Here is a 22656-nt window from a genome sequence, read left to right as displayed (position 1 = left end):
CGGTTACATTCCGAACCCGGAAGCTAAGCCTTACAGCGCCGATGGTACTGCAGGGGGGACCCTGTGGGAGAGTAGGACACCGCCGAACAATCATTGAGGAGAGCCCCGCACCGGGAACGGTGCGGGGCTTTCTGCATTTAAGGAATAATTGTGAGAGCGGCAGGGGCGAAAAGCCCCGCCCACTCAAAGACGCCCTGCCGCTTTCAGTTCCAGATAGGCGTCGGCCAGTGCCGGCGCCAGCTCATCCGGTGCCGCGTCGACGACCGTCACTCCGTGCCGCCGGAGACGGTCCGCGGTGACACGACGCTCTCCCTGAGCCTGTGCGGCCGCTGCGGCCTCGTAGACAGCCTCGGCGTCACCACGTGCCTTCGCCATCCGGGAGATGTGCGGATCCCCTACCGACGCCACGAGAACCGTGTGGCGCTGAGTCAGCTGAGGCAGGACGGGCAGCAGGCCTTCCTCGACCGGGGCCGCGTCGAGCGTCGTGAACAGGACGATCAGAGAGCGTCGGGGAGCCGAGCGGAGAGCGGTCGCAGTGAGCCCACGCATGTCGGTCTCCAGCAGCTCGGGCTCTACGGCCGCCATCGCGTTGACCACAGAAGGAAGCATGTCGCCTGCCGTGCGGCCCTGGACCAGGGCACGTACCCGACGGTCGTAGGCGAGAAGGTCGACGCGGTCGCCGGCGCGGGAGGCGAGGGCGGCCAGGAGCAGAGCGGCGTCCATGGACGCGTCGAGGCGGGGAACATCCCCCACCCGGCCCGCGGAGGTCCGGCCGGTGTCGAGCACGAGCAGGACGTGCCGGTCGCGTTCGGGACGCCAGGTGCGTACGGCGACGGCGGACTGGCGGGCTGTCGCGCGCCAGTCGATGGAACGGGTGTCGTCTCCGGGAACGTACTCACGGAGGCTGTCGAACTCCGTGCCCTGGCCGCGGGTGAGCACGCTGGTGCGGCCGTCGAGTTCGCGCAGACGCGCCAGCTTCGACGGCAGGTGCTTGCGGCTGGTGAACGGCGGCAGCACGCGCACCTTCCAGGGGACCTCGTGCGTGCCCTGGCGGGTGAAGAGGCCCAGGGGGCCGTAGGAGCGGATCGTGACACGGTCCGCCTGGCGGTCACCGCGGCGGGTGGGCCGTAGACGTGTGATCACGCGTCGGCGCTCGCCCGGGGGCACGGTCAGGCGGTGGCGGGAAGCCTCCGTCTCCGTGCCGGGGCGCCAACTGCTGGGCGGCCAGGCGTCGCGCAGGTGGGCGCGGAGCGGACGCCGGGACGGATTGGTGATCGTCAGGGTGACGTCCGCGGTGTCGCCCAGGCGGGTGGAGGTGTCGCCGGAGCGGGTCAGACGCAGGCGCCGCACCGGCGCGGCCAGCGCGAAGTCGCAGGCGCAGGCCACAGCCAGCGGGGCGTTGACCGCCAGGATGCCCGTCCAGCTGGGATCCCAGATGCCGATGGGGACGGAGCCCAGGGCCGCGATGAGGGCGGCGCGTCCGGTGAGCGCCATCAGCGGGGGACGGGGACGTGGGCGAGGATCGCGTTGATGACGGAGTCGGCCGTCACGCCCTCCATCTCGGCCTCCGGACGGAGCCGGACGCGGTGCCGGAGCGTGGGCAGGGCGAGGGCCTTCACGTCGTCGGGAGTGACGTAGTCACGGCCGGTCAGCCAGGCCCACGCCCGGGCCGTCGAGAGCAGCGCCGTGGCGCCGCGCGGCGAGACGCCGAGAGCGAGGGACGGCGACTCGCGGGTGGCCCGGCAGATGTCGACGACATAGGCAGTGATCTCCGGGTGCACCGCCGTCTTGGCCACCTCGGCACGGGCCGCCTCCAGGTCCGCCGCTGCCGTCACGGGGCGTACGCCGGCGGCGTGCAGGTCGCGCGGGCTGAAACCGTCGGCGTGGCGGGTGAGGACGTCGATCTCGTCCTGGCGGGAGGGCAGGGGGACGGTGAGTTTGAGGAGGAAGCGGTCGAGCTGGGCTTCCGGGAGGGGATAGGTGCCCTCGTACTCCACCGGGTTCTGGGTCGCGGCGACCAGGAACGGCTCGGGGAGCGGGCGAGGTGTGCCGTCGACCGTGACCTGGCGTTCTTCCATGGCCTCGAGGAGGGACGACTGGGTCTTCGGGGGCGTGCGGTTGATCTCGTCGGCGAGGAGCAGATTGGTGAAGACCGGGCCGGGCTGGAAGGAGAACTCGGCGGTGCGGGCGTCGTAGACCAGGGAGCCGGTGACGTCGCTCGGCATCAGGTCGGGGGTGAACTGCACGCGCTTGGTGTCGAGTTCCGTGGCGGCGGCGAGGGTGCGGACGAGGAGGGTCTTGGCGACGCCGGGGACACCCTCGAGGAGGACGTGGCCGCGGCACAGAAGCGCGACGACGAGGCCGGTGACGGCCGCGTCCTGGCCGACCACGGCCTTGGCGATCTCGGCGCGCAGGGCCTCGAGGGCGGCGCGGGCGTCGCCCGGGCCCCCGGCCGGCCCGGCGTTGTCAGTGGTCGGGTCCATCATGGACGGCGTACCTCTCTTTCGAGGGCGTCGAGTTGGTCGGCGAGTGCGATGAGGGCGGCGTCGTCGCTGGGCGGCGGGCCGAAGAGGAGGGCGTGCAGGGCCTGTCCGCGGTCGGGGACGTGAGCGGACAGGGCGGGGAGCAGGGCCTCGGGCGCGTGCGCCTGGGAGGCGGGGACGCCGGTGAGGGGGGCGAGGCGGGTGCGGGTGGCGGAGCGGAGAGCGGCGGCCGCGCGGTCGCGGGCGTTCGCTTTGTGGTAGAGGCGGGCGCGGCCTTCGGTGGTCTCGGAGGCGCGGATGGCCACGGGGAGCTTCTCGGGCACCAGGGGGCCGAGCCTGCGTGCCCGCCACAGCGCGGCGAGGGCCGCGGCGATGAAGAGCTGCAGTGTGCCCCAGAGCCAGCCGGAAGGAAGCAGGTCGAAGAAACCTCGCTCCTCCTCCGGTGCGACGGCGTCGTCGGCGAGGGAGGGGAGGTACCAGACGAGGTGGCTGCGGGAACCGAGGAGTTGCAGGGCGAGGGAGGCGTTGCCGTGCTCGTCGAGGCGGTCGTTGTAGAGGATGTCGGGGGCGCCGAGGACGACGGTGTCGCCCTGGGGGCCGTCCTGGGCCGCCGTCGCGGACGTGTCGGGGAGGCGCAGTAGGGTGGCCAGGCGCCGGCTGGGGTAGCAGGCGTCGGCTTCGAGAGGGGTGCTGTAGCGGATGCCGCCCGTGTCGGCGCTGCCCGCGCGTCGGGCGGCGGGCAGGTCGCAGGCGGGGGTCAGCGTCGAGTCGGCGCTGACCGCGGGGTCTGCGGTGACACCGGGGGCGAGGCGCTCGACGGCCGCGCCGCCGGGCGCCACGAGGACCGTACGTCCGCCGGAACCGGAGACCGCCGCGTGCAGCTCGGTCTGCCGGCGTTCGGTCAGCAGGTCGGGCACGGCCACCAGCAGGGTGGTGTCCGGGCCTGCCGAGGCGCGGGCGTCGTCCAGGGTGGTGACCACGCGCGTGGACACCCCTCGGTCGGCGAGGAGCTCGGCGACGGCCCGGCTGCCGTAGGGGTCGGCGGAGCGGGGGTCGAGCTCGCCGTGGCGGGCGTCGGAGCGGACCACGGCGATCACGACGGCGCCGGCCAGCAGCAGGACGAGCGCGAGTACCAGGCCTCGCGCGCGGGTCCACAGCCGACGGGCGGTGGGCGAGACCGAGGTGGTGGGAAGCGTGGCCTCGGTGGTCATCCGGCGGCTCCCCCGCGGGTGGTCGGGCCGTCCGCGCCGTGGGAGGCGCCGACGGCCAGGTCCGGCTTGGCGTCGGCCAGGTCGCGGTCGAGGCCGGACAGACGCCGGTACGTCTCCTCGCTGCCGGGCCGGCCGCCGTACGCGACGTCGTCGAAGTCCCGGGCCGCCGTGCGCAGCCGGTCGCCGTGGGCGGGCAGGACGCGGCCGGCCTCCGCGGCGGCCTCGTCGGCGGTGCGGCCGGGGCGGACGTCGAGGAGGGCGCGTTCCTCCAAGGCGCGGACGATGGCCCGCATGCGTTCCTGGACGGCCTGGTTCCAGTGGCCCTGGGCGGCGTGCGCCTCGGCGGCCGCGCGGTGGTCGGCGGCGTCGCGGGGACGGTCGTCGAACAGGGCAGGAGTGGAGACGGGCGTGCGGCGCGGGGTGCCCAGGCGCCACCAGAGGGCGCCCAGTACCGCCAGGACGGCCGCGACGACGACGACCAGGCCGAGCGTCCCCCCGGGTGTCGCGGTGGAGGCGGCGTCGAACAGGTCGCCGATCCAGTCCCACAGGGTGTTCAGGGCCCGTTGGAGCCAGCTGGGGTCGTTCTCGTGGTACATGCGCTTGGACAGCTCGCGCCGAGCCGCCTCCCGCGCGGGGTCGCGCGGGAGCGTCACCGGCGGCTCGTCACCGGAGCGCGCCAGGAACAGCACGGGGCTGTCGCCGGCGCGCGGCGACAGCCGTACGGCGGTGCGCGGCAGCACCTCTGTGAGAACTCCCCCCGCCGGACTCACCGCATCAGCCCCCCGGGACGGCGCCGGGGGCGCCCGGTCCCTGGACGCCCGCGGCCCGGGCCAGTTCGAGGTCGAGAGCCTCGCGGCGGATGCGCTGGTCGATGTAGAGGAGCACCGTCACGCCGGCCGTGATCGGCAAGGTGACCACGGAGGCGATCACCGAGCCGATGCCGCTGACGAGGAGGAAGGTCCAGCCGAGGTCACCGCTGCCCTCGAGGAAACCGACGACACCGTCGCCGCTGAGCGCGGCGGCGAGGAAGGTGAAGGGGATGACGATGATCGACGCGACGACGTTGGTGATGACCAGGGCGAGCAGCTGGATGCCGAAGACCCGCCACCAGGAACCGTTCACCAGCTTCGTGGAGCGGCTCATGGCCTTCTTGACGCCCTGCTTCTCCAGCATCAGCGCGGGAGAGGCCAGGGAGAGGCGGGTCAGGAGCCAGATCGCGACGATGCCGCCGGCCAGGAAACCGAGGGCGGCCAGAGCCACGCCCGCCTCGCCGCCCACTGCGGCGGTGACGATCAGGCCGGGCACCATACCGGCCAGGAGGAGGCCGACGACCATGAGCAGCACCAGGAGGACCAGGCCGAACAGCCGGGCCAGCTGAGGACGTGCCTCCCGCCAGGCCGCGCCGGTGGTCACCTGCCTGCCGAGCACGGCGCGGCTGGTGACGGTGGTCAGCAGGGCCGTGGCCACGACGACGCCGATCATGGTGAGCAGGGAGACGACGGCCGAGTCGACCGCCGTGCCGGCGATCGCGTCGCTGACTTCGTCCAGGGTGGCGTCGGGATCGCCGAGAGCATCCGAACCGGTGGTGTCCAGGACGAAGCCCTGGAGCAGGACCACGACGACCTGAGTGAAGAGCGCCACGGCCAGCGAGATGCCGAGGACCGTGCGCCAGTGGGCGCGCATGGTGGAGACCGCGCCGTCGAGGATCTCGCCGACGCCGAGCGGGCGAAGCGGGATCACACCCGGCTTGGCCGCGGGGGGAGGGCCTCCCCAGCCGTTGCCCCAGCCACCGCCGTAGCCGCCGCCGGGTCCTCCGTAGCCGCCCGGGCCGCCCCAGCCTCCGCCGGGAGCTCCGTAGCCGCCGGGGTGGTGGCCCGGGGGCGGAGGCGGGGCGCCCCAGCCGGAGTGGGGCGGCGGAGGAGGCGGGGCCTGACCGGTGCCGGTGCCTGTGGGGGCCGACCACTGGCCGGACGGCGGCTGCTCCTTGGACCACTTCGTGCCGGGACTCGTCGGTTCCGTGCCCGGCTGGTCCGCGGGCTGCGCGGACCCGTCGGGGCCGGGGCGACCGGCGGGACCGGACGCGCCGGGGTCCCGTCCGTCGGACGGGGTGGATCCGGGCGAGGCCCAGCCCGGAGTGTCGTTCATCGTCGCTCCTTCACAGTGCCCTTCCGCGGTCGCGGCGGCGGGTTGGCAGCCATCGTGCCATGGGGCCGACGGCTGCGGACCGGGAGAGGTGGGGCAGCGCACCTTCAATGGTCCGCCGGAATGGGGGCAGACTGACCGCATGGCTGATCAGTACGCGCGAAGCGGCGAGGACGGGCGGCCGGCCGGAATACCGGCCCTGCGCTGGGAGGAACCACCCGAAGGTCCCGTGCTGGTCCTGCTGGACCAGACCAGACTGCCGGCCGAGGAGGTCGAGCTGGTCTGCACCGACCCGGCCGCGCTGGTGGAGGCGATCCGCTCGCTCGCCGTGCGCGGGGCACCCCTGCTCGGCATCGCCGGGGCCTACGGCGTCGCGCTCGCCGCCGCGCGGGGCTTCGAGGTGGAGGAGGCCGCCGCCGCTCTGGCGGGTGCGCGTCCCACCGCGGTGAACCTGGCCGTCGGCGTGCGCCGGGCACAGGCCGCCCACCAGGAGGCGCTGGCCAGGACCGGTGACACCGGGCAGGCCGCCGGGGCCGCGCTGGCCGCGGCGCGTGCGCTGCACCAGGAGGATGCCGAGGCCAGCGCCCGCATGGCGGCGCACGGGCTGGCGCTGCTGGACGAGCTGCTGCCGGCCGGCGGGCACCGCGTCCTCACGCACTGCAACACGGGCTCGCTGGTGTCGGGCGGGGAGGGGACGGCGTTCGCGGTGGCGCTCGCCGCGCACCGGGCGGGGCGGCTGAGGCGGCTGTGGGTGGACGAGACGCGTCCCCTGCTCCAGGGCGCGCGCCTGACGGCCTATGAGGCGGCCCGCAGCAACATGCCGTACACGCTGCTCACCGACAACGCGGCCGGTTCGCTGTTCGCGGCCGGCGAGGTGGACGCGGTGCTGATCGGCGCCGACCGCATCGCGGCCGACGGCTCGGTGGCGAACAAGGTGGGGAGCTATCCGCTGGCGGTGCTGGCGCGGTACCACCACGTGCCGTTCATCGTGGTGGCACCGGTGACGACGGTGGACGCGAAGACGCCGGACGGTGCGTCCATCGAGATCGAACAGCGTCCCGGTCACGAGGTGACCGAGGTGACCGCTCCCCAGGTGCCGGTGGGGGGAGCGGGGGGCGGGATCCCGGTGGCGCCGCTGGGGACCCAGGCGTACAACCCGGCGTTCGACGTGACACCGCCCGAGCTGGTGACGGCGATCGTCACCGAGGAGGGCGTGATCTCCCCCGTGACGGGCGACGCCGTCGCCGGGCTGTGCGCCGCCCGGCCGGGGCGGACGCCGGAGGGCTGACGCCGAGGCACCGGCGCGGTCCCCGGGAGCTTCGGGGACCGCGCCGGCGGCGGCCGGGCGGTGTCTGCGTTCCGTAGCGTGCCGTCGACACGCTGTGAGAGGGGGCCGTCGCGGGGGCGGCGGCGGTGGGCCGGGGCAGACAGTGAGGGTGTCGTACGACTATCGTCACAGGCCAGTGACCTCGCTCACCAGCGCCTCTGTCGTCGTTACGAGAATGGGATGATGTCGTTTATGAAGGGACGAGTCCTTGTCGTCGACGACGACACCGCACTGGCCGAGATGCTCGGCATCGTGCTGCGTGGTGAGGGTTTCGAGCCGTCTTTCGTAGCCGACGGTGACAAGGCGCTGGCCGCCTTCCGTGAGACCAAGCCCGATCTGGTGCTGCTCGACCTGATGCTGCCCGGCCGGGACGGTATCGAGGTCTGCCGCCTGATCAGGGCGGAGTCCGGCGTGCCGATCGTGATGCTGACGGCCAAGAGCGACACCGTCGACGTCGTGGTGGGCCTGGAGTCGGGCGCCGACGACTACATCGTGAAGCCGTTCAAGCCGAAGGAGCTGGTGGCCCGGATCCGGGCGCGCCTGCGCAGGTCGGAGGAGCCGGCGCCGGAGCAGCTCGCCATAGGCGACCTGGTCATCGACGTGGCGGGGCACTCCGTGAAGCGGGACGGGCAGTCGATCGCGCTGACGCCGCTGGAGTTCGACCTGCTGGTCGCGCTGGCCCGCAAGCCGTGGCAGGTGTTCACGCGCGAGGTGCTCCTCGAGCAGGTCTGGGGCTACCGGCACGCGGCCGACACCCGGCTGGTCAACGTGCATGTGCAGCGGCTGCGTTCCAAGGTCGAGAAGGATCCGGAGAAGCCGGAGATCGTGGTGACCGTCCGTGGCGTCGGTTACAAGGCCGGACCGAGCTGACATGAGCAGGGACAGTGCCGCTTCGGCGCCCGGCCGGTCCGGGACTCGTGCCGGGCGGCCTGTCGGCCAGGACTCCGGGCGTTCCCGCTGGGCCCGGCTGCTGGAGGGCGGGCTGCTGCACGGCGGAGTGCAGGGCAGTCCGGTGCTCCGTCTGCTCATGCGCTGGGTGCGCAGGCCGCTGTTGCCCGTCATGCGGCTGTGGCGGCGCAACATCCAGCTCAAGGTCGTCGTCACCACGCTGCTGATGTCGCTCGGCGTGCTGCTGCTGCTGGGCTTCGTCGTCATCGGGCAGGTCCGCAACGGTCTGCTGGACGCCAAGGTGAAGGCGTCGCAGAGCCAGGCCGCCGGCGGGTTCGCGGTGGCCAAGCAGAAGGCCGAGGAGGCGGCGAGCGCGACCGGTGACGAAGGCACTCCCGTGGACGGCCGGTCGCCGCAGAACGTCATCCAGTGGATGAGCGACCTCGTGAAGTCGCTCTCCAGCGGAGGCCAGGGCGCCTTCGACGTGGTCACCCTCCCCATGGGCGGCGACGGCGGCAGCGGGCGCGGCCCGCGCGCCTCGGGCCTGGTCAGCTGGTCGGCCAGCGTGCCCGAGGACCTGCGGGAGCGGCTGGACAGCGACCCGTCGGCGGCGCAGAGCTACACGCGGATCGTCTACGACTCCGACCGGCCGTCCCAGCCGGGCCTGGTGATCGGCAAACAGGTCAACGACCCGAACGGCGATCCGTACCAGCTGTACTACCTCTTCCCGCTGACGCAGGAGGAGAAGTCGCTCAGCCTGGTCAAGGGGACGCTGGCGACGGCCGGGCTGTTCGTCGTCGTCCTCCTCGGGGTCATCGCCTGGCTGGTGGTGCGTCAGGTCGTCACCCCCGTACGGATGGCGGCGAGCATCGCCGAACGGCTGTCCGCCGGACGGCTGCAGGAACGGATGAAGGTCACCGGCGAGGACGACATCGCGCGGCTCGGCGAGGCCTTCAACAAGATGGCGCAGAACCTGCAGCTGAAGATCAGTCAGCTCGAGGAACTGTCGCGGATGCAGCGGCGGTTCGTCTCCGACGTGTCGCACGAGCTGCGCACGCCGCTGACGACCGTGCGGATGGCGGCCGACGTGATCCACGACGCGCGCGTGGACTTCGATCCGGTGACCGCGCGGTCGGCGGAACTGCTCGCGGACCAGCTGGACCGATTCGAGACGCTGCTCGCGGATCTGCTGGAGATCAGCCGCTTCGACGCGGGCGCGGCGGCGCTGGAGGCGGAGCCGGTGGACCTCAGGGAGGTCGTGCGGCGCGTGGTCAGCGGTGCCGAGCCGCTGGCCGAGCGCAAGGGCACGCGGATACGCGTCACCGGTGACCAGCAGCCCATCGTCGCCGAGGCGGACGCCCGGCGGGTGGAGCGCGTCCTGCGCAACCTCGTGGTCAACGCCGTCGAGCACGGCGAGGGCAACGACGTCGTCGTCAAGCTCGCCGCGGCCGGCGGCGCGGTCGCCGTCGCCGTGCGGGACTACGGCGTCGGGCTCAAGCCCGGTGAGGCGGCCCGCGTCTTCAGCCGGTTCTGGCGGGCCGACCCGGCGCGCGCGCGTACCACCGGCGGCACGGGGCTCGGGCTGTCCATCGCCCTGGAGGACGCGCGGCTGCACGGCGGCTGGCTGCAGGCCTGGGGCGAACCGGGTGGCGGCTCGCAGTTCCGGCTGACGCTGCCCAGAACCGCGGACGAGCCGCTGCGGGGATCGCCGATACCGCTGGAGCCGGCCGACTCGCGGCGCAACCGCGGGCTGAACGACGCGGGTGACTCCGGCCGGCCGCAGGGCGCGGACCGGGCGGCCACCGTCCCGGCGCAGGCGGCGCCCGGCCAGGTACCGCCGGTGCCCGCGCGGGGCCCGATACCGCCGCGGCCGGCCGCGACCGCCACCGCCGACCCGACGGCGCTGCCCGGCAACGGCGCGCGCGTGGTGCCGCGGACCGTCTCGGGCGCCCGGAAGCAGGACGGCACACCCGCGTCGGGGGCGGCGGACCGAGCGGACACCGGTCCGCAGGGGACGAGCAGTCAAGGGGAGGCTTTTCGTGGGCGCTGACCGCGAGGGGAGCGGCCGGCGGACGCCGATGCGCGCGGTGACGTACGCGGTCTGCGGCGTCGTCCTGCTGGCGGGGTGCGCGTCCATGCCCGACAGGGGAGACCTGCGGGGCGTGGACTCGACCCCCCGGCAGGACCCGCAGGTACGGGTGTTCGCCATGCCGCCGGCGGAGGACGCCTCGCCGACCGAGATCGTGCAGGGTTTCCTCGAGGCGCTGACCAGCAACGACCCGAACTTCGAGACGGCGCGCAAGTACCTGACGGGCGAGGCGGAGAAGACCTGGCGGCCGGAGCGGTTCACGACGGTGCTCGCGGGCGGTGCGGGAACCGAGTCCGATCCCACGGTGAGCAGCGAGGACGTCGACGACTACGAGGTCACGCTGACGGGCACCAGGGTCGCCACCGTGGACGCCCAGCAGTCGTACGCGCCCGCGGACGGCGAGTACCGCGGGCCGGTGCACCTCACCAGGGACCCCAAGAGCCGCCAGTGGCGCATCGACGCCCTTCCGCAGGGCGTCGTCATGGGCAAGTCGGACTTCCAGCGCACCTACATGTCCGTCAACAAGTACTACTTCGCCGCGAACACCGTCCGCAAGGCCGGTACCGGCGAGAGCACGCAGCCGGTGGCGGTCGCCGATCCCGTCTACGTGCGCCGGCTCGTGGACCCGCTGACCCAGGCGGTGCGGTCGCTGATCAGCGGGCCGACGAGCCGGCTGGGTCCCGCGGTCCGGTCGGCTTTCCCGGCCGGGACGGCGCTGGCGATGAACGACGATCCCCTGACGCCCGACGACCGCAACAGGCTGGAGGTCCCGCTCAACGCCAAGGCCGCCGGCGTCGGCACGGACACGTGCGACGAGATGGCGGCCCAGCTTCTGTTCACCCTCCAGAACCTCACCCCGGCGGTGGACGAGGTCGAACTGACCTCGGGGGACAAGCGACTGTGCCTGCTCGGTGAGGACCGGGCCGGGACGGTCGCGACGCGTGGTTCGGCCCAGCAGCCCGACTACCTGTACTTCGTGGACGCCGAGCACCGCCTGGTACGGATCGCCGCGGGCAGCGGCGGGACGCACCCCGAACCGGTGCCCGGGCCGCTGGGCGAGGGCACGACGCCCCTGCGGTCGGTGGCGGTGTCGCGGGACGAGCACAGCGCCGCCGGTATCGGCTTCGACCACAAGACGCTGTACGTCGGCGCGCTGGTGACGGGTGGTTCGCTCGGCGAGCCGCTGCTGGTGAGCGGGGGGAAGACGGAGGCGGACCGGTTGTCCACGCCCAGCTGGGACGCACAGGGCGACCTGTGGATCGCCGACCGTGATCCGCGAAACGCTCGGCTGCTGCTGCTGGAGGACGGTGCGGGCGAGCCGGTGCAGGTGCGGGTCCCCGGCCTGGACGGGCGTGTGCAGGCAGTGCGGGTGGCGGCCGACGGAGTGCGGATCGCGCTCGTCGTGGAGGAGAAGGGCAAGCGGTCGCTGCTCATCGGGCGGATCGAACGCGAGGGGCGGGCCGGCGGGCGGCCCACGGTCACCGTCGTCGAACTGCGCTCCGCCGCCCCCGAGCTGGAGGAGGTCACGGCCATGTCCTGGGCCGGCGACAGCCGGCTCGTGGTGGTCGGGCGCGAGCGCGGGGGCGTGCAGCAGATCGGGTACGTCCAGGTGGACGGCTCCGCGCCGGAGGCCTCGGTGCCGGCCGCGCTGACCGGGGTGAAGGAGATCGCCGCGACCGAGGACGAGCGGCTGCCGCTGGTGGCGTACTCGGAGGACTTGATCGTCCGGCTTCCGTCCGGCATGCAGTGGCAGAAGGTCACGGAGGGGACGGCGCCGGTCTACCCGGGGTGAGGCGACGGGCCGCCGCCGGCACGCGCGTTCACTCGTGCGGGTGGTTGCGGGGCGGTGCGGACGCGGGGGTCGTCCCCAGCCGGTGCCGGGAGTTTTCCACAGGTCTGGCCGGGGCGTGCGGTCGTCGGCACAGTGGGGCCGTGCGCGCATGGTGGCGGGATCTGGGCGACCTGGTGCTGCCGGCCGAGTGCGGAGGCTGCGGCAGGGCCCGCACGGTGTTGTGCCCACGGTGCCGTACGGCCCTGCGCGGCACCGGACCGTGCCGGGTGCGGCCGGATCCGGAACCGCCCGGACTGCCCGCGGTGTACGCGGCGGCCCGGTACGCGGACGAGGCGCGGGCCGCGTTGCTGGCCCACAAGGAACGCGGTGTGCTGGCCCTCGCCGGCCCGCTCGGGACGGCCCTGGCGGGGGCGGTACGGGCAGGGCTGCGGGAGGCGTGGGCGGACGGCGGCGCCGCGCGGCCCGCGGGGGCGCGGGGGCCGGTGCTGCTCGTGCCGGTGCCGTCCGCGCGCCGGGCGGTGCGGGCGCGCGGCCACGACCCGGCACGGCGGATCGCCCTCGCGGCGGCGGGGGAGCTGCGGCGCACCGGGACGTCCGCCCGTGTGTGCGCCGTGCTGCGGCAGCGGCATGCGGTGGCGGACCAGTCGGGGCTGGGGGCACGGGAGCGGCGGGACAACCTCGCCGGTGCGCTGAGGGTGGCTCCCGGCGGAGCCCGGCTGCTGGGCGGCCGTGAACCGGTCGTTCTCGTCGACGACCTGATGACCACGGGGGCGTCCCTCGCGGAGGCGGCGCGTGCCGTACGGGCCGCGGGCGCGGCCCCGGGTGAGCACGGGACGGGGGCGGATCCGTGCAGGACGGCGAGATCGGCTGTGTATCCCCCGGCGGCATGGGAAGGCAGAGAGGAACGGAAGACCGGGTCCCCCGAAGCGGACCCGTACGGAGGCGATGACGTGAACCGCGAAGTGATCTGCGAAGTGTTCTGCGCGGCCGTGATCGCGGCATCGCCGGATGCTTTCGAAATAAACCGGAACTGACCGACTACTTGCTTCGTTGCAGGTAATGAGAGGGCCAATTCACCGGAACGGAGGTACGTCGCGTTAGAGGGTGACGTCATCCGTCCGGGCGAGATATGTTCGGTGGTGAGGCAAAGCCGCAGGCCACGCCTCACAGAACCGAATGCCGTACCGCGGGTCCGGGCGTCATCACCCGTACCGGTGGAATGGAGTTCTCGCTCGCGGGGGAGGAGGTGGAAGTCACCGAGTCCGAGGTTCCGGGACAACCGGAATCTGGTGCGAAAAGGGAGATGCTCCGCCACCGAAGCGGAGCGATCCGGGAACGGAGTTCTGCGTGGACATCGTCGTCAAGGGCCGCAAGACCGAGGTGCCCGAGCGGTTCCGGAAGCACGTGGCCGAGAAGCTGAAGCTGGAGAAGATCCAGAAGCTCGACGGCAAGGTGATCAGCCTCGACGTCGAGGTGTCCAAGGAGCCCAACCCCCGACAGGCCGACCGGTGCGACCGGGTGGAGATCACGCTCCGCTCCCGTGGGCCGGTGATCCGGGCGGAGGCAGCGGCGAGCGACCCGTACGCGGCGCTCGACCTGGCGGCGGAGAAGCTCGGTGCCCGGCTGCGCAAGCAGCACGACAAGCGTTTCTCGCGGCGCGGAGCGCGCCGTATCCCGGCAGCCGAGGTCGCCGACCACGTCCCCGACGCCGCGACACTCAACGGGAACGGGGAGGTCGTCCCGGAGGAGCAGCAGGACGGCGTACCCACCAAGAAGATCGGCACGCTCGAGGTGCAGGGCGACGGTCCCCTCGTCGTCCGCGAGAAGACCCACGTGGCCGCTCCGATGAGCCTCGACCAGGCGCTCTACGAGATGGAGCTGGTCGGACACGACTTCTACCTGTTCGTCGACTCCGAGACCAAGGAACCCAGCGTCGTCTACCGGCGGCACGCCTACGACTACGGCGTGATCCACCTGAGGACGGACACGATGGTCACCCAGGCACAGGCCCCCGAGGCGGGCGATGCGCTCGGCGGCTGACGACGCCGGGTGACAGACGGCCGGACCGGTGCCCCTGGAGCGCGTGTGCGCCCCCAGGGGCACCGGTGTGCGACGGTGCGCGTGGTCCGTGACCCACGCGCCGGCCGCACTGTCGCCCCGGCGTCGGCATGGCATGGAATCATGGCGGCAACCACCCAACCGGTGGGTCGTTGCCTTGGGTTGGCGATGGCTCAGGACCACAGGCCAGGGCCTTCAGGGGGAGGAACGATGGCGGACAGTTTCGGACCGATGCGGGACGAGGGCGCCGGCGACGGCGTCGTCGGCATGGGCCCGGACGCGGGGGCGTCGCGCGAGGAGCCGATCAGGGTCCTGGTCGTCGACGACCACGCCCTGTTCCGCCGCGGCCTGGAGATCGTGCTCGCGGCCGAGGAGGACATCCAGGTCGTCGGGGAGGCAGGTGACGGCGCGGAGGCCGTGGAGAAGGCCGCCGACCTGCTGCCGGACATCGTCCTGATGGATGTGCGGATGCCCAGGCGCGGCGGGATCGAGGCCTGCACCTCCATCAAGGAGGTGGCCCCCAGCGCCAAGATCATCATGCTGACGATCAGCGACGAGGAGGCCGACCTCTACGACGCGATCAAGGCGGGCGCGACCGGCTACCTCCTCAAGGAGATCTCGACGGACGAGGTGGCGACCGCCATCCGCGCGGTGGCCGACGGGCAGTCGCAGATCAGTCCCTCCATGGCGTCGAAACTCCTCACCGAGTTCAAGTCGATGATCCAGCGGACCGACGACCGCCGGCTGGTGCCCGCACCGCGCCTCACGGACCGCGAGCTGGAGGTGCTCAAGCTCGTCGCCACGGGAATGAACAACCGCGACATCGCCAAGGAACTGTTCATCTCCGAGAACACCGTGAAGAACCACGTGCGCAACATCCTGGAGAAGCTCCAGCTGCATTCCCGTATGGAGGCCGTGGTGTACGCGATGCGGGAGAAGATCCTCGAGATCCGCTGACCCCGGCGCCGCGGCACGCCGGTGCGACGACACGACGGCCCGGCGACGCGGATCAGGCGAGCAGGAGGGCCAGCTCCCTCGCGAGAGCCTCCCGCAGCTCCGGCGGGTCCATCCGCTCCACGCGTACGTCCGTGCAGTCCACCCAGCCCGCCGCCTCCACCAGCGCCCGGGCCACCGCCGGGACCGCCTTGGGGCCGTCCAGGGCGACCTGCCTGGCGACCAGCGTGCGGCCCTCGCGCGCCGGGTCGACGCGGCCGACCAGCCGGCCGCCGGCCAGCACGGGCATGGTGAAGTAGCCGTACACCCGCTTCTGTTTGGGCACGTAGGCCTCCAGGCGGTGGGTGAAGCCGAAGATCCGTTCCGTGCGCGCCCGTTCCCAGATCAGGGAGTCGAAGGGGGACAGCAGCGTCGTGCGGTGGCGGCCGCGCGGGGGCGTCTCCAGGGCCGCAGGATCCGCCCAGGCCGGCCTGGACCAGCCCTCCACCGTCACCGGGACCAGACCCGAGTCGGCGATCACGGCGTCGACCTGTTCGCCCCTGAGGCGGTGGTAGTCCGCGATGTCCGCGCGGGTGCCGACGCCCAGGGCCCGGCCGGCCAGGCCGACCAGGCGGCGCAGGCACTCCGTGTCGCCGAGGTCGTCGTGCAGCAGCTCGGCCGGGACCGCGCGCTCGGCCAGGTCGTACACCCGCTTCCAGCCGCGGCGTTCGACGCACACCACCTCGCCGTACATGAGCGCGCGCTCGACGGCGACCTTCGTGCCCGACCAGTCCCACCAGTCGCTGGTCCGCTTCGCGCCGCCCAGCTCGGTCGCGGTGAGGGGGCCCTCGGTGCGGAGCTGCTTGATCACCTGGTCGTAGACGCCGTCGGGGAGGTCGTGGTGCCAGTGCGGTCGGCCGCGGTAGGCACGGCGACGGAAGGCGAAGTGGGGCCATTCCTCGACGGGCAGGATGCAGGCCGCGTGGGACCAGTACTCGAAGGCGTGCGGCCGCGCCGGAGGCGTGCCGGTGGAGGCGGGAGCCCAGTAGGCGTCCTCGACGGCCCTGCGGCCCACCGCGCCCAGGCGGGCGTACGGGACGAGCTCGTGGGAGCGGGCGAGGACGGAGATCGTGTCGAGCTGCACCGCGCCCAGGTGACGCAGCACGCCGCGGACGCCGGCGCGGCGGTCGGGGGCGCCGAGGAAGCCCTGGGCGCGGAGGACGAGACGGCGGGCCTCGTCCGCGGAGAGTTCCGTGACGGGGGGCGGGAGAGTCGTCATGCGTCCGCACGATAGGGGGCGGGACTGACAGTGCGGCGTGCGCTGCGCGGAGGGGCGGGCCCGTGACGCGGCCGGTTCCTTCCACGGTGTGTGGAGGGCCGGTCACGTTCCGTGCGTCCGGTGGTGCGGGGCGGCACCATCGGCGGGCCTCGGACGTTGAACCCGGTGACGGCGGCTAGCAGCGGCATGGAGAAGCGCGCGGTACCCGTTCCGGCAGGCTCCCGGCGGGACGGGGTCCTCGCATACGATGGCCGTTGCTCTGTCAGTCACATCGGAAACCGACCGTGCCAGGCCCGACCGGCAAGGAGACCAACCCCCGTGTCCGTCCTCTCGAAGATCATGCGTGCAGGCGAAGGCAAGATCCTGCGCAAGCTGCACCGCATCGCGGACCAGGTCAACTCCATCGAAGAGGACTTCGTCGACCTCTCCGACGCCGAGCTGCGGGCCCTCACCGATGAGTACAAGCAGCGTTACGCCGACGGCGAGAGCCTGGACGACCTGCTGCCGGAGGCCTTCGCCACCGTCCGCGAGGCCGCCAAGCGCGTCCTCGGCCAGCGCCACTACGACGTGCAGATCATGGGCGGCGCCGCCCTCCACCTGGGATACGTGGCGGAGATGAAGACCGGTGAGGGCAAGACCCTCGTCGGCACGCTGCCCGCCTATCTGAACGCCCTGTCCGGCGAAGGCGTCCACATCGTCACGGTCAACGACTACCTGGCCGAGCGCGACTCCGAGATGATGGGCCGCGTCCACAAGTTCCTCGGACTGAGCGTCGGCTGCATCCTCGCGAACCAGACGCCGGCCCAGCGCCGCGAGATGTACGCCTGCGACATCACCTACGGCACGAACAACGAGTTCGGCTTCGACTACCTGCGCGACAACATGGCGTGGTCCAAGGACGAACTCGTCCAGCGCGGCCACAACTTCGCCATCGTCGACGAGGTCGACTCCATCCTCGTCGACGAGGCCCGTACGCCGCTGATCATCTCCGGCCCGGCCGACCAGGCCACCAAGTGGTACGGCGACTTCGCCAAGCTGGTCACGCGCCTGAAGAGGGGCGAGCCGGGCAACCCGCTCAAGGGCATCGAGGAGACCGGCGACTACGAGGTCGACGAGAAGAAGCGCACGGTCGCCATCCACGAGTCGGGTGTCGCCAAGGTCGAGGACTGGCTGGGCATCGACAACCTCTACGAGTCGGTGAACACCCCGCTCGTGGGTTACCTGAACAACGCCATCAAGGCCAAGGAACTCTTCAAGAAGGACAAGGACTACGTCGTCCTCGACGGCGAGGTCATGATCGTCGACGAGCACACCGGACGTATCCTCGCCGGCCGCCGCTACAACGAGGGCATGCACCAGGCGATCGAGGCGAAGGAAGGGGTGGAGATCAAGGACGAGAACCAGACGCTCGCCACGATCACCCTCCAGAACTTCTTCCGTCTCTACAAGCGCCACGACCACGACGGCAAGGAAATGCCCGGCCTGTCCGGCATGACCGGTACGGCGATGACCGAGGCCGCCGAGTTCCACCAGATCTACAAGCTCGGCGTGGTGCCCATCCCGACCAACCGGCCGATGATCCGCAAGGACCAGTCCGACCTGATCTACCGCACCGAGGTCGCCAAGTTCGAGGCGGTCGTCGACGACATCGCCGAGAAGCACGAGAAGGGCCAGCCGATCCTCGTCGGCACCACCTCGGTCGAGAAGTCCGAGTACCTCTCGCAGCAGCTCAGCAAGCGAGGCATCCAGCACGAGGTGCTGAACGCCAAGCACCACGAGCGGGAGGCGTCGATCGTCGCGCAGGCGGGCCGCAAGGGCGCCGTGACGGTCGCCACGAACATGGCCGGCCGCGGTACGGACATCAAGCTCGGCGGCAACCCCGAGGACCTCGCCGAGGCGGAGCTGCGCCAGCGGGGCCTCGACCCCGAGGAGCACATCGAGGAGTGGGCCGCGGCCCTGCCCGCCGCCCTGGAGCGCGCCGAGGCGGCCGTCAAGGCCGAGAAGGAGGAGGTCGAGAAGCTCGGCGGCCTCTACGTCCTCGGCACCGAGCGGCACGAGTCCCGCCGCATCGACAACCAGCTCCGCGGTCGTTCCGGCCGTCAGGGCGACCCCGGCGAGTCCCGCTTCTACCTCTCCCTCGGCGACGACCTGATGCGGCTGTTCAAGGCCCAGATGGTCGAGCGCGTGATGTCGATGGCGAACGTGCCGGACGACGTGCCGATCGAGAACAAGATGGTCACGCGCGCCATCGCCTCCGCCCAGTCCCAGGTCGAGACCCAGAACTTCGAGACCCGCAAGAACGTCCTGAAGTACGACGAGGTGCTCAACCGGCAGCGCGAGGTCATCTACGGCGAGCGGCGCCGCGTCCTGGAGGGCGAGGACCTGCAGGAGCAGATCCACCACTTCATGAACGACACGATCGACGCCTACGTCCAGGCGGAGACCGCCGAGGGCTTCCCCGAGGACTGGGACCTCGACCGGCTGTGGGGCGCCTTCAAGCAGCTCTACCCGGTGAAGATCACCGTCGAGGAACTGGAGGAGGCGGCCGGCGACCGGGCCGGCCTGACCGCCGAGTTCATCGCCGAGTCCATCAAGGACGACATCCGGGAGCAGTACGAGGCGCGGGAGGCGCAGCTCGGCTCCGAGATCATGCGTGAGCTGGAGCGCCGGGTCGTGCTCTCGGTCCTGGACCGCAAGTGGCGCGAGCACCTCTACGAGATGGACTACCTCCAGGAGGGCATCGGCCTGCGCGCCATGGCGCAGAAGGACCCGCTGGTCGAGTACCAGCGCGAGGGCTTCGACATGTTCCAGGCCATGATGGACGGCATCAAGGAGGAGTCCGTCGGCTACCTGTTCAACCTGGAGGTCCAGGTCGAGCAGCAGGTCGAGGAGGTGCCCGTCGAGGCCACCGCCCCCTCCCTGGAGAAGGGCCCGCAGGACGCCGTTCCGGCGCAGGCGGGCACGCGCCCCGAGATCCGCGCCAAGGGACTCGACGCACCGCAGCGCCGGGAACTGCACTTCTCCGCCCCGACGGTGGACGGCGAAGGCGGCGTCATCGAGGGCGAGTTCACCACCGACGAGGAGCCCGTGCGGTCCGGGGCCGACGGTCTGACGCGCGCGGAGCGCCGCAAGCAGGCCAAGGGCGGGCGTCGCCGCAAGAAGTGACGCGGCGGTGCCGCGAGGCACCGTGCCGCGGGGAGGGCCGGGCCACCTGGGACGGGTGGCCCGGCCCTCCGGCGTTCCCGGTCCCGCTGAGGGACGTGCCGGCCGCTGCGGGCGTGCCGTCGGCGGGGTGGGCGGCACGCCCGGGGTGCGGAGCGCGCGGTGCGGCGAAGTGCGCGCGGGCGTGGGACGGGTGGTGCGGGGGAACGCGCGGCCGTCAGTCGTCGTCCGTCCGGGGTGCCCGCCGGCCGCCCAGCTCCACCGCGGTGCAGCGCCAGCGCAGGTCCTGGCCCTGCTCCAGGCGGAAGGCCATGGCGCGGAGCTGGTCACCGGCCCCGATGCGGGCGAAGACCTCCAGGGCGCCCGGACGGGGCTCGAAGTAGCCGATGTCGCGTACGACGGGGAGGGGGCCGCGGGTGCGCAGGGGGCCGCGCTCCGCGAGCCGGGCCAGTTCGTCGTAGGCGCGTCCGACGGTGTGCCGGAGCATCGAGTGCACGGGCCGCCGGCCGGTGAGCACGTCGAGGAGGAGCTCCGCGAAGTGGTCCGTCGGCCGGAGCTGCGGAACGGGACGGCGTGGCGCCTGGGCGGGAACGACCGGGGCCGCGGCGGACGCCGGGGCGGGCGGGGGCGGCGGGGAGGCGGCGATCCGGCGGGCGGCGGACGCGGTCCGGTCCGGAACGGGGGTGACGCCCGCCGGCCGTGCGCTCGTCCGGGACCTGCCGCCCGGGCCGGTGGCCGCCGGCCGGGTGTCGGCCGGCCTCGTCCGGGTGCGCGGGGAGCGGCCCGGGGAGCCCGGCGGCCGTCCGCCCGGCGCCGCGGCCCGCACCCCGCTGTCACCGGGCCTGCGGGGCGGCACGCCGCCCGGCGTGCGGGGCGAGGCGTCACGGGAGGCGTGGGAGTCGCGGGAGGCGGGGAACGGCCGGCCGGCGTCCGCGCGGGCACGGGGGTCTGCCGGGAAGGCACCCCCGGCGTCCCCGGCACCGCGGACGGGCGCGGCGCCAAAGGCGTGGGGCGGGACGGCGGCGACGCCGGACGAGGGCCCCTGGGCGAGGGGGCGGGGACGGGTCCGGGTCATGACCTTGCGCAAGGGCGGCACGGTCGGCGTGGGCTGCATGGAACTCCCCGTTCGGTGGCCCGGCGGGCGATACCGGGCGGTAACTTCTGGTCGAGGACCTTGTACGGGGTGAGGGGCGGTGTCGGCAAGGACACCTGCGGCCGGTCGGGGCGGCCGGAAAGTTCACCTATCCGAGTGGTCGGAGTGCCGGGAACGGCCGGGACGACGGGGGCACACCGGGTGACTTCCGGGGACGGGAGTGGACGATTCCGGGGTCCCGGGCGGGCGCCCGAAAGGGGACGCCACACGTATCCTGAAGGCCCAACGGCGGACTTCCGTCCGGTGCCGCGGTACATGTCCCGCATCCGCCTCCTGCTCCTCGGCGCCCGGACCGGGCCGGACCGGCCAGGACCGGGCCCGATGCGGAAGTCCGGGCACCCGGCACCGACCACGAAAGCGGCCTGTCATGCGCGTCTACGTCCCTCTGACCCTCTCCGGCCTCGCCGAGGCGCACAGGACGGGGGAGCTGGGCACCGGGCCGCTTCTCGCGTACGCCGTCACGCCGGCGCTGCGCGAGTGGTACCGGTCGGAGGACGTCGAGGAGCTGGAGTACGCCGCTCTGGGCCGGGCCGCGCTGGCCTCGCTGCGGCTGCTGGCGGCGGACGCCGCAGCCGCGCGGCGCCGGGTCGTGGTCGCCGTCGACGTACCCGACGGCGCGGTCTCGCCCGGCCCCGACGCGGCGGCACCGGGCGAGGTCCGGCTGGGGGGCGCCGTACCGCTGGCCGAGGCGGCCTCGGTGCACGTCGACTCCGCCGACGCCGAAGCGGACGTGACCGCCGCGGCCGAGGCCCTCGCGGCGGCCGACGGCGGGGACGAGGCCGCCCGGTCCGTCGTGGACGGGACCGAGGACCACGAGCTGCTCTGGTACGCGACGCAGGAGATCCCGGGGCTGGTCGGGACCGGCGGCTGACCCCGCGGGCCTCCGGCCTCCCCGGAGGGCTCGCCCCGTCCGCTCCGTCTTGGCTGTCAGTGGCACCGGGTACGTTTTCGGGCATGGGGATGCAGACAGGCGCGCACATCGTCTGGGACTGGAACGGCACGCTTTTCCAGGACAACGAGGCGATCATCGAGGCGACGAACGCGGCCTTCGCCGAGCTGGGGCTGGCGCCGATCACGCTCGAGCAGTACCGGTCGCTGTACTGCGTACCGGTGCCGAAGTTCTACGAGCGGCTGATGGGACGGCTGCCCACGGACGCCGAGTGGGAGCTCATGGACGGTGTCTTCCACCGGCACTACACCGCGCACCGGGTGCGGTGCGGGCTCACCGAGGGCGCGGCGGAGCTGCTCGCCGGATGGCGGTCCGCGGGACACAGCCAGTCGATCCTCAGCATGTACGGCCACGAGGAGCTGGTCCCGCTGGTGAAGGGGCTCGGGATCGAGACGCACTTCCTACGCGTCGAGGGGCGGACCGGGCCCTCCGGGGGCAGCAAGGCGGAGCACATGGTGCGGCATCTCGCGGCACTGGAGCCGGTGGTGGAGCCCGCGCGGACCGTGGTGATCGGGGACGCGGCGGACGACGCGGTGGCCGCGCGGCACGCGGGGGCGCGGGCCGTGCTGTACACCGGGGGGTCGCACAGCCGGGGGAGTCTCGAGGGGGCCGGGGTGCCGGTGGTGGACACGTTGGGGGAGGCGGTGGCGGTGGCGGAGCGGCTGGTGGCGGCGGCGTGAGCGGGTGCCGGTGCCGGTGCGGATGACGGCGCCGGTGTGAGGGTGCCGTGGGGTGAGCGGGCCGGGGGTGGGTGCGACTGCCCGCAGCCAAAGCGGCAAGTGACCGCCCGCAGCCAAGGCGGCAAGCGGTCGTCCGCAGTGGGGAGTGGTTACGGCGGAGTAGCTGTGCAGTCTGTCCAAGGATGGGGGCTGTTTTGTACAGATGCGGCTCGTGACGGGGGCCCCGCGGAGGGCGATAGCCTTGTGGCGTGATCAGCGCGATAACTCGCGGGGGCATCGGCGCCCCTGCCTCGCGCCCGGTGTGCACGGAACACAGCCGTGACCGGGCGGCGATCGCTGATCCTCGCGGGCGGGTCGGGGCGTCGAAGTCCCCCGGTACGGCGCCGCGCGCTCCCCGGACGGTGACCGTGAGAGCGGCATCGCACCCGGCGGACGCGTCGACATCGGCCGATATGCCCCCGCTCCTCTCGTCCTGCGGCATAGCGTCGGCAGGGACCGGACACCCCGCGT

At 72.9% G+C, this 22656-nt stretch carries 17 protein-coding genes and 1 rRNA gene; 11 read left to right on the top strand and 7 right to left on the bottom strand.

Annotation, left to right across the window (positions count from 1 at the left end):
• A 5S ribosomal RNA gene (gene rrf / locus ACFYOJ_RS24410) occupies positions 1 to 88 on the top strand; the annotation flags it as partial.
• Positions 89 to 183: 95 nt separating this feature from the next.
• Here the strand turns inward: rrf and ACFYOJ_RS24405 are convergent.
• Genes ACFYOJ_RS24405 through ACFYOJ_RS24385 form a run of 5 tightly spaced genes read right to left on the bottom strand, consistent with a single transcriptional unit; the run spans position 184 to position 5839 of the window.
• Entirely contained in the window at positions 184 to 1494 is a 1311-nt protein-coding gene (locus tag ACFYOJ_RS24405) for a DUF58 domain-containing protein (protein WP_356556897.1), read from the bottom strand.
• Positions 1494 to 2483 (bottom strand): MoxR family ATPase, encoded by a 990-nt coding sequence (locus ACFYOJ_RS24400; protein WP_356556898.1) that lies wholly within the window; start codon positions 2481 to 2483, stop codon positions 1494 to 1496. The genes ACFYOJ_RS24405 and ACFYOJ_RS24400 overlap by 1 nt, the downstream gene beginning before the upstream one ends.
• A complete protein-coding gene (locus tag ACFYOJ_RS24395) occupies positions 2483 to 3694 on the bottom strand; it encodes a DUF4350 domain-containing protein (RefSeq protein WP_356556899.1) in 1212 nt (403 codons plus the stop codon). The genes ACFYOJ_RS24400 and ACFYOJ_RS24395 overlap by 1 nt, the downstream gene beginning before the upstream one ends.
• Positions 3691 to 4464: a DUF4129 domain-containing protein gene (locus ACFYOJ_RS24390; protein WP_388597814.1), complete on the bottom strand. Its 774-nt coding sequence runs from the start codon at positions 4462 to 4464 to the stop codon at positions 3691 to 3693. The genes ACFYOJ_RS24395 and ACFYOJ_RS24390 overlap by 4 nt, the downstream gene beginning before the upstream one ends.
• Positions 4465 to 4468: 4 nt before the next feature.
• Positions 4469 to 5839, bottom strand: coding sequence for a glycerophosphoryl diester phosphodiesterase membrane domain-containing protein (locus ACFYOJ_RS24385; RefSeq protein WP_356556901.1), 1371 nt, complete (start codon positions 5837 to 5839; stop codon positions 4469 to 4471).
• Between the two features lie 139 nt (positions 5840 to 5978).
• Between ACFYOJ_RS24385 and mtnA the strand changes: the two genes are divergently transcribed.
• From mtnA to ACFYOJ_RS24350, 7 genes are all read left to right on the top strand, one after another.
• Positions 5979 to 7124 carry an S-methyl-5-thioribose-1-phosphate isomerase gene (gene mtnA, locus ACFYOJ_RS24380; RefSeq protein WP_356556902.1) on the top strand — a complete coding sequence of 382 codons (1146 nt, stop codon included), beginning with the start codon at positions 5979 to 5981 and terminating at the stop codon, positions 7122 to 7124.
• Positions 7125 to 7343: 219 nt separating this feature from the next.
• Positions 7344 to 8033, top strand: a complete 690-nt coding sequence (gene mtrA / locus ACFYOJ_RS24375; protein ID WP_003975799.1) for a two-component system response regulator MtrA — start codon at positions 7344 to 7346, stop codon at positions 8031 to 8033.
• Position 8034: 1 nt separating this feature from the next.
• Positions 8035 to 10101: an MtrAB system histidine kinase MtrB gene (gene mtrB, locus ACFYOJ_RS24370; protein WP_356556903.1), complete on the top strand. Its 2067-nt coding sequence runs from the start codon at positions 8035 to 8037 to the stop codon at positions 10099 to 10101.
• On the top strand, positions 10091 to 11932 hold the full coding sequence (locus ACFYOJ_RS24365) for an LpqB family beta-propeller domain-containing protein (protein WP_356556904.1): 1842 nt from the start codon (positions 10091 to 10093) through the stop codon (positions 11930 to 11932). The genes mtrB and ACFYOJ_RS24365 overlap by 11 nt, the downstream gene beginning before the upstream one ends.
• A gap of 140 nt (positions 11933 to 12072) precedes the next feature.
• A complete protein-coding gene (locus tag ACFYOJ_RS24360; RefSeq protein WP_356556905.1) occupies positions 12073 to 12966 on the top strand; it encodes a ComF family protein in 894 nt (297 codons plus the stop codon).
• A gap of 313 nt (positions 12967 to 13279) precedes the next feature.
• Positions 13280 to 13972, top strand: coding sequence for a ribosome hibernation-promoting factor, HPF/YfiA family (gene hpf / locus ACFYOJ_RS24355; RefSeq protein ID WP_356556906.1), 693 nt, complete (start codon positions 13280 to 13282; stop codon positions 13970 to 13972).
• Between the two features lie 228 nt (positions 13973 to 14200).
• The gene (locus ACFYOJ_RS24350) at positions 14201 to 14947 is read left to right on the top strand and encodes a response regulator transcription factor (protein WP_356556907.1); all 747 of its coding nucleotides are present in this window, start codon (positions 14201 to 14203) and stop codon (positions 14945 to 14947) included.
• Positions 14948 to 14999: 52 nt separating this feature from the next.
• Here the strand turns inward: ACFYOJ_RS24350 and ACFYOJ_RS24345 are convergent, their stop codons facing one another.
• A complete protein-coding gene (locus ACFYOJ_RS24345; RefSeq protein ID WP_356556908.1) occupies positions 15000 to 16202 on the bottom strand; it encodes a DNA glycosylase AlkZ-like family protein in 1203 nt (400 codons plus the stop codon).
• Between the two features lie 318 nt (positions 16203 to 16520).
• Between ACFYOJ_RS24345 and secA the strand changes: the two genes are divergently transcribed.
• Positions 16521 to 19367 carry a preprotein translocase subunit SecA gene (gene secA, locus ACFYOJ_RS24340; protein WP_356556909.1) on the top strand — a complete coding sequence of 949 codons (2847 nt, stop codon included), beginning with the start codon at positions 16521 to 16523 and terminating at the stop codon, positions 19365 to 19367.
• A gap of 214 nt (positions 19368 to 19581) precedes the next feature.
• On the opposite strand, the gene ACFYOJ_RS24335 is transcribed toward secA, so the two are convergent.
• Positions 19582 to 20478: an Rv3235 family protein gene (locus tag ACFYOJ_RS24335; protein WP_356556910.1), complete on the bottom strand. Its 897-nt coding sequence runs from the start codon at positions 20476 to 20478 to the stop codon at positions 19582 to 19584.
• Positions 20479 to 20884: 406 nt separating this feature from the next.
• Here ACFYOJ_RS24335 and ACFYOJ_RS24330 point away from each other — a divergent pair, with 406 nt between their 5' ends.
• Positions 20885 to 21388 (top strand): DUF6912 family protein, encoded by a 504-nt coding sequence (locus ACFYOJ_RS24330; RefSeq protein WP_356556911.1) that lies wholly within the window; start codon positions 20885 to 20887, stop codon positions 21386 to 21388.
• 83 nt (positions 21389 to 21471) lie between these two features.
• A complete protein-coding gene (locus ACFYOJ_RS24325) occupies positions 21472 to 22146 on the top strand; it encodes an HAD family hydrolase (RefSeq protein WP_356556912.1) in 675 nt (224 codons plus the stop codon).
• Positions 22147 to 22656: the final 510 nt, after the last annotated feature.

This window comes from Streptomyces sp. NPDC006384, from assembly GCF_042870695.1.
Taxonomy (GTDB): Bacteria; Actinomycetota; Actinomycetes; order Streptomycetales; family Streptomycetaceae; genus Streptomyces.
This window is presented reverse-complemented; position numbering and strand designations above follow the sequence as displayed.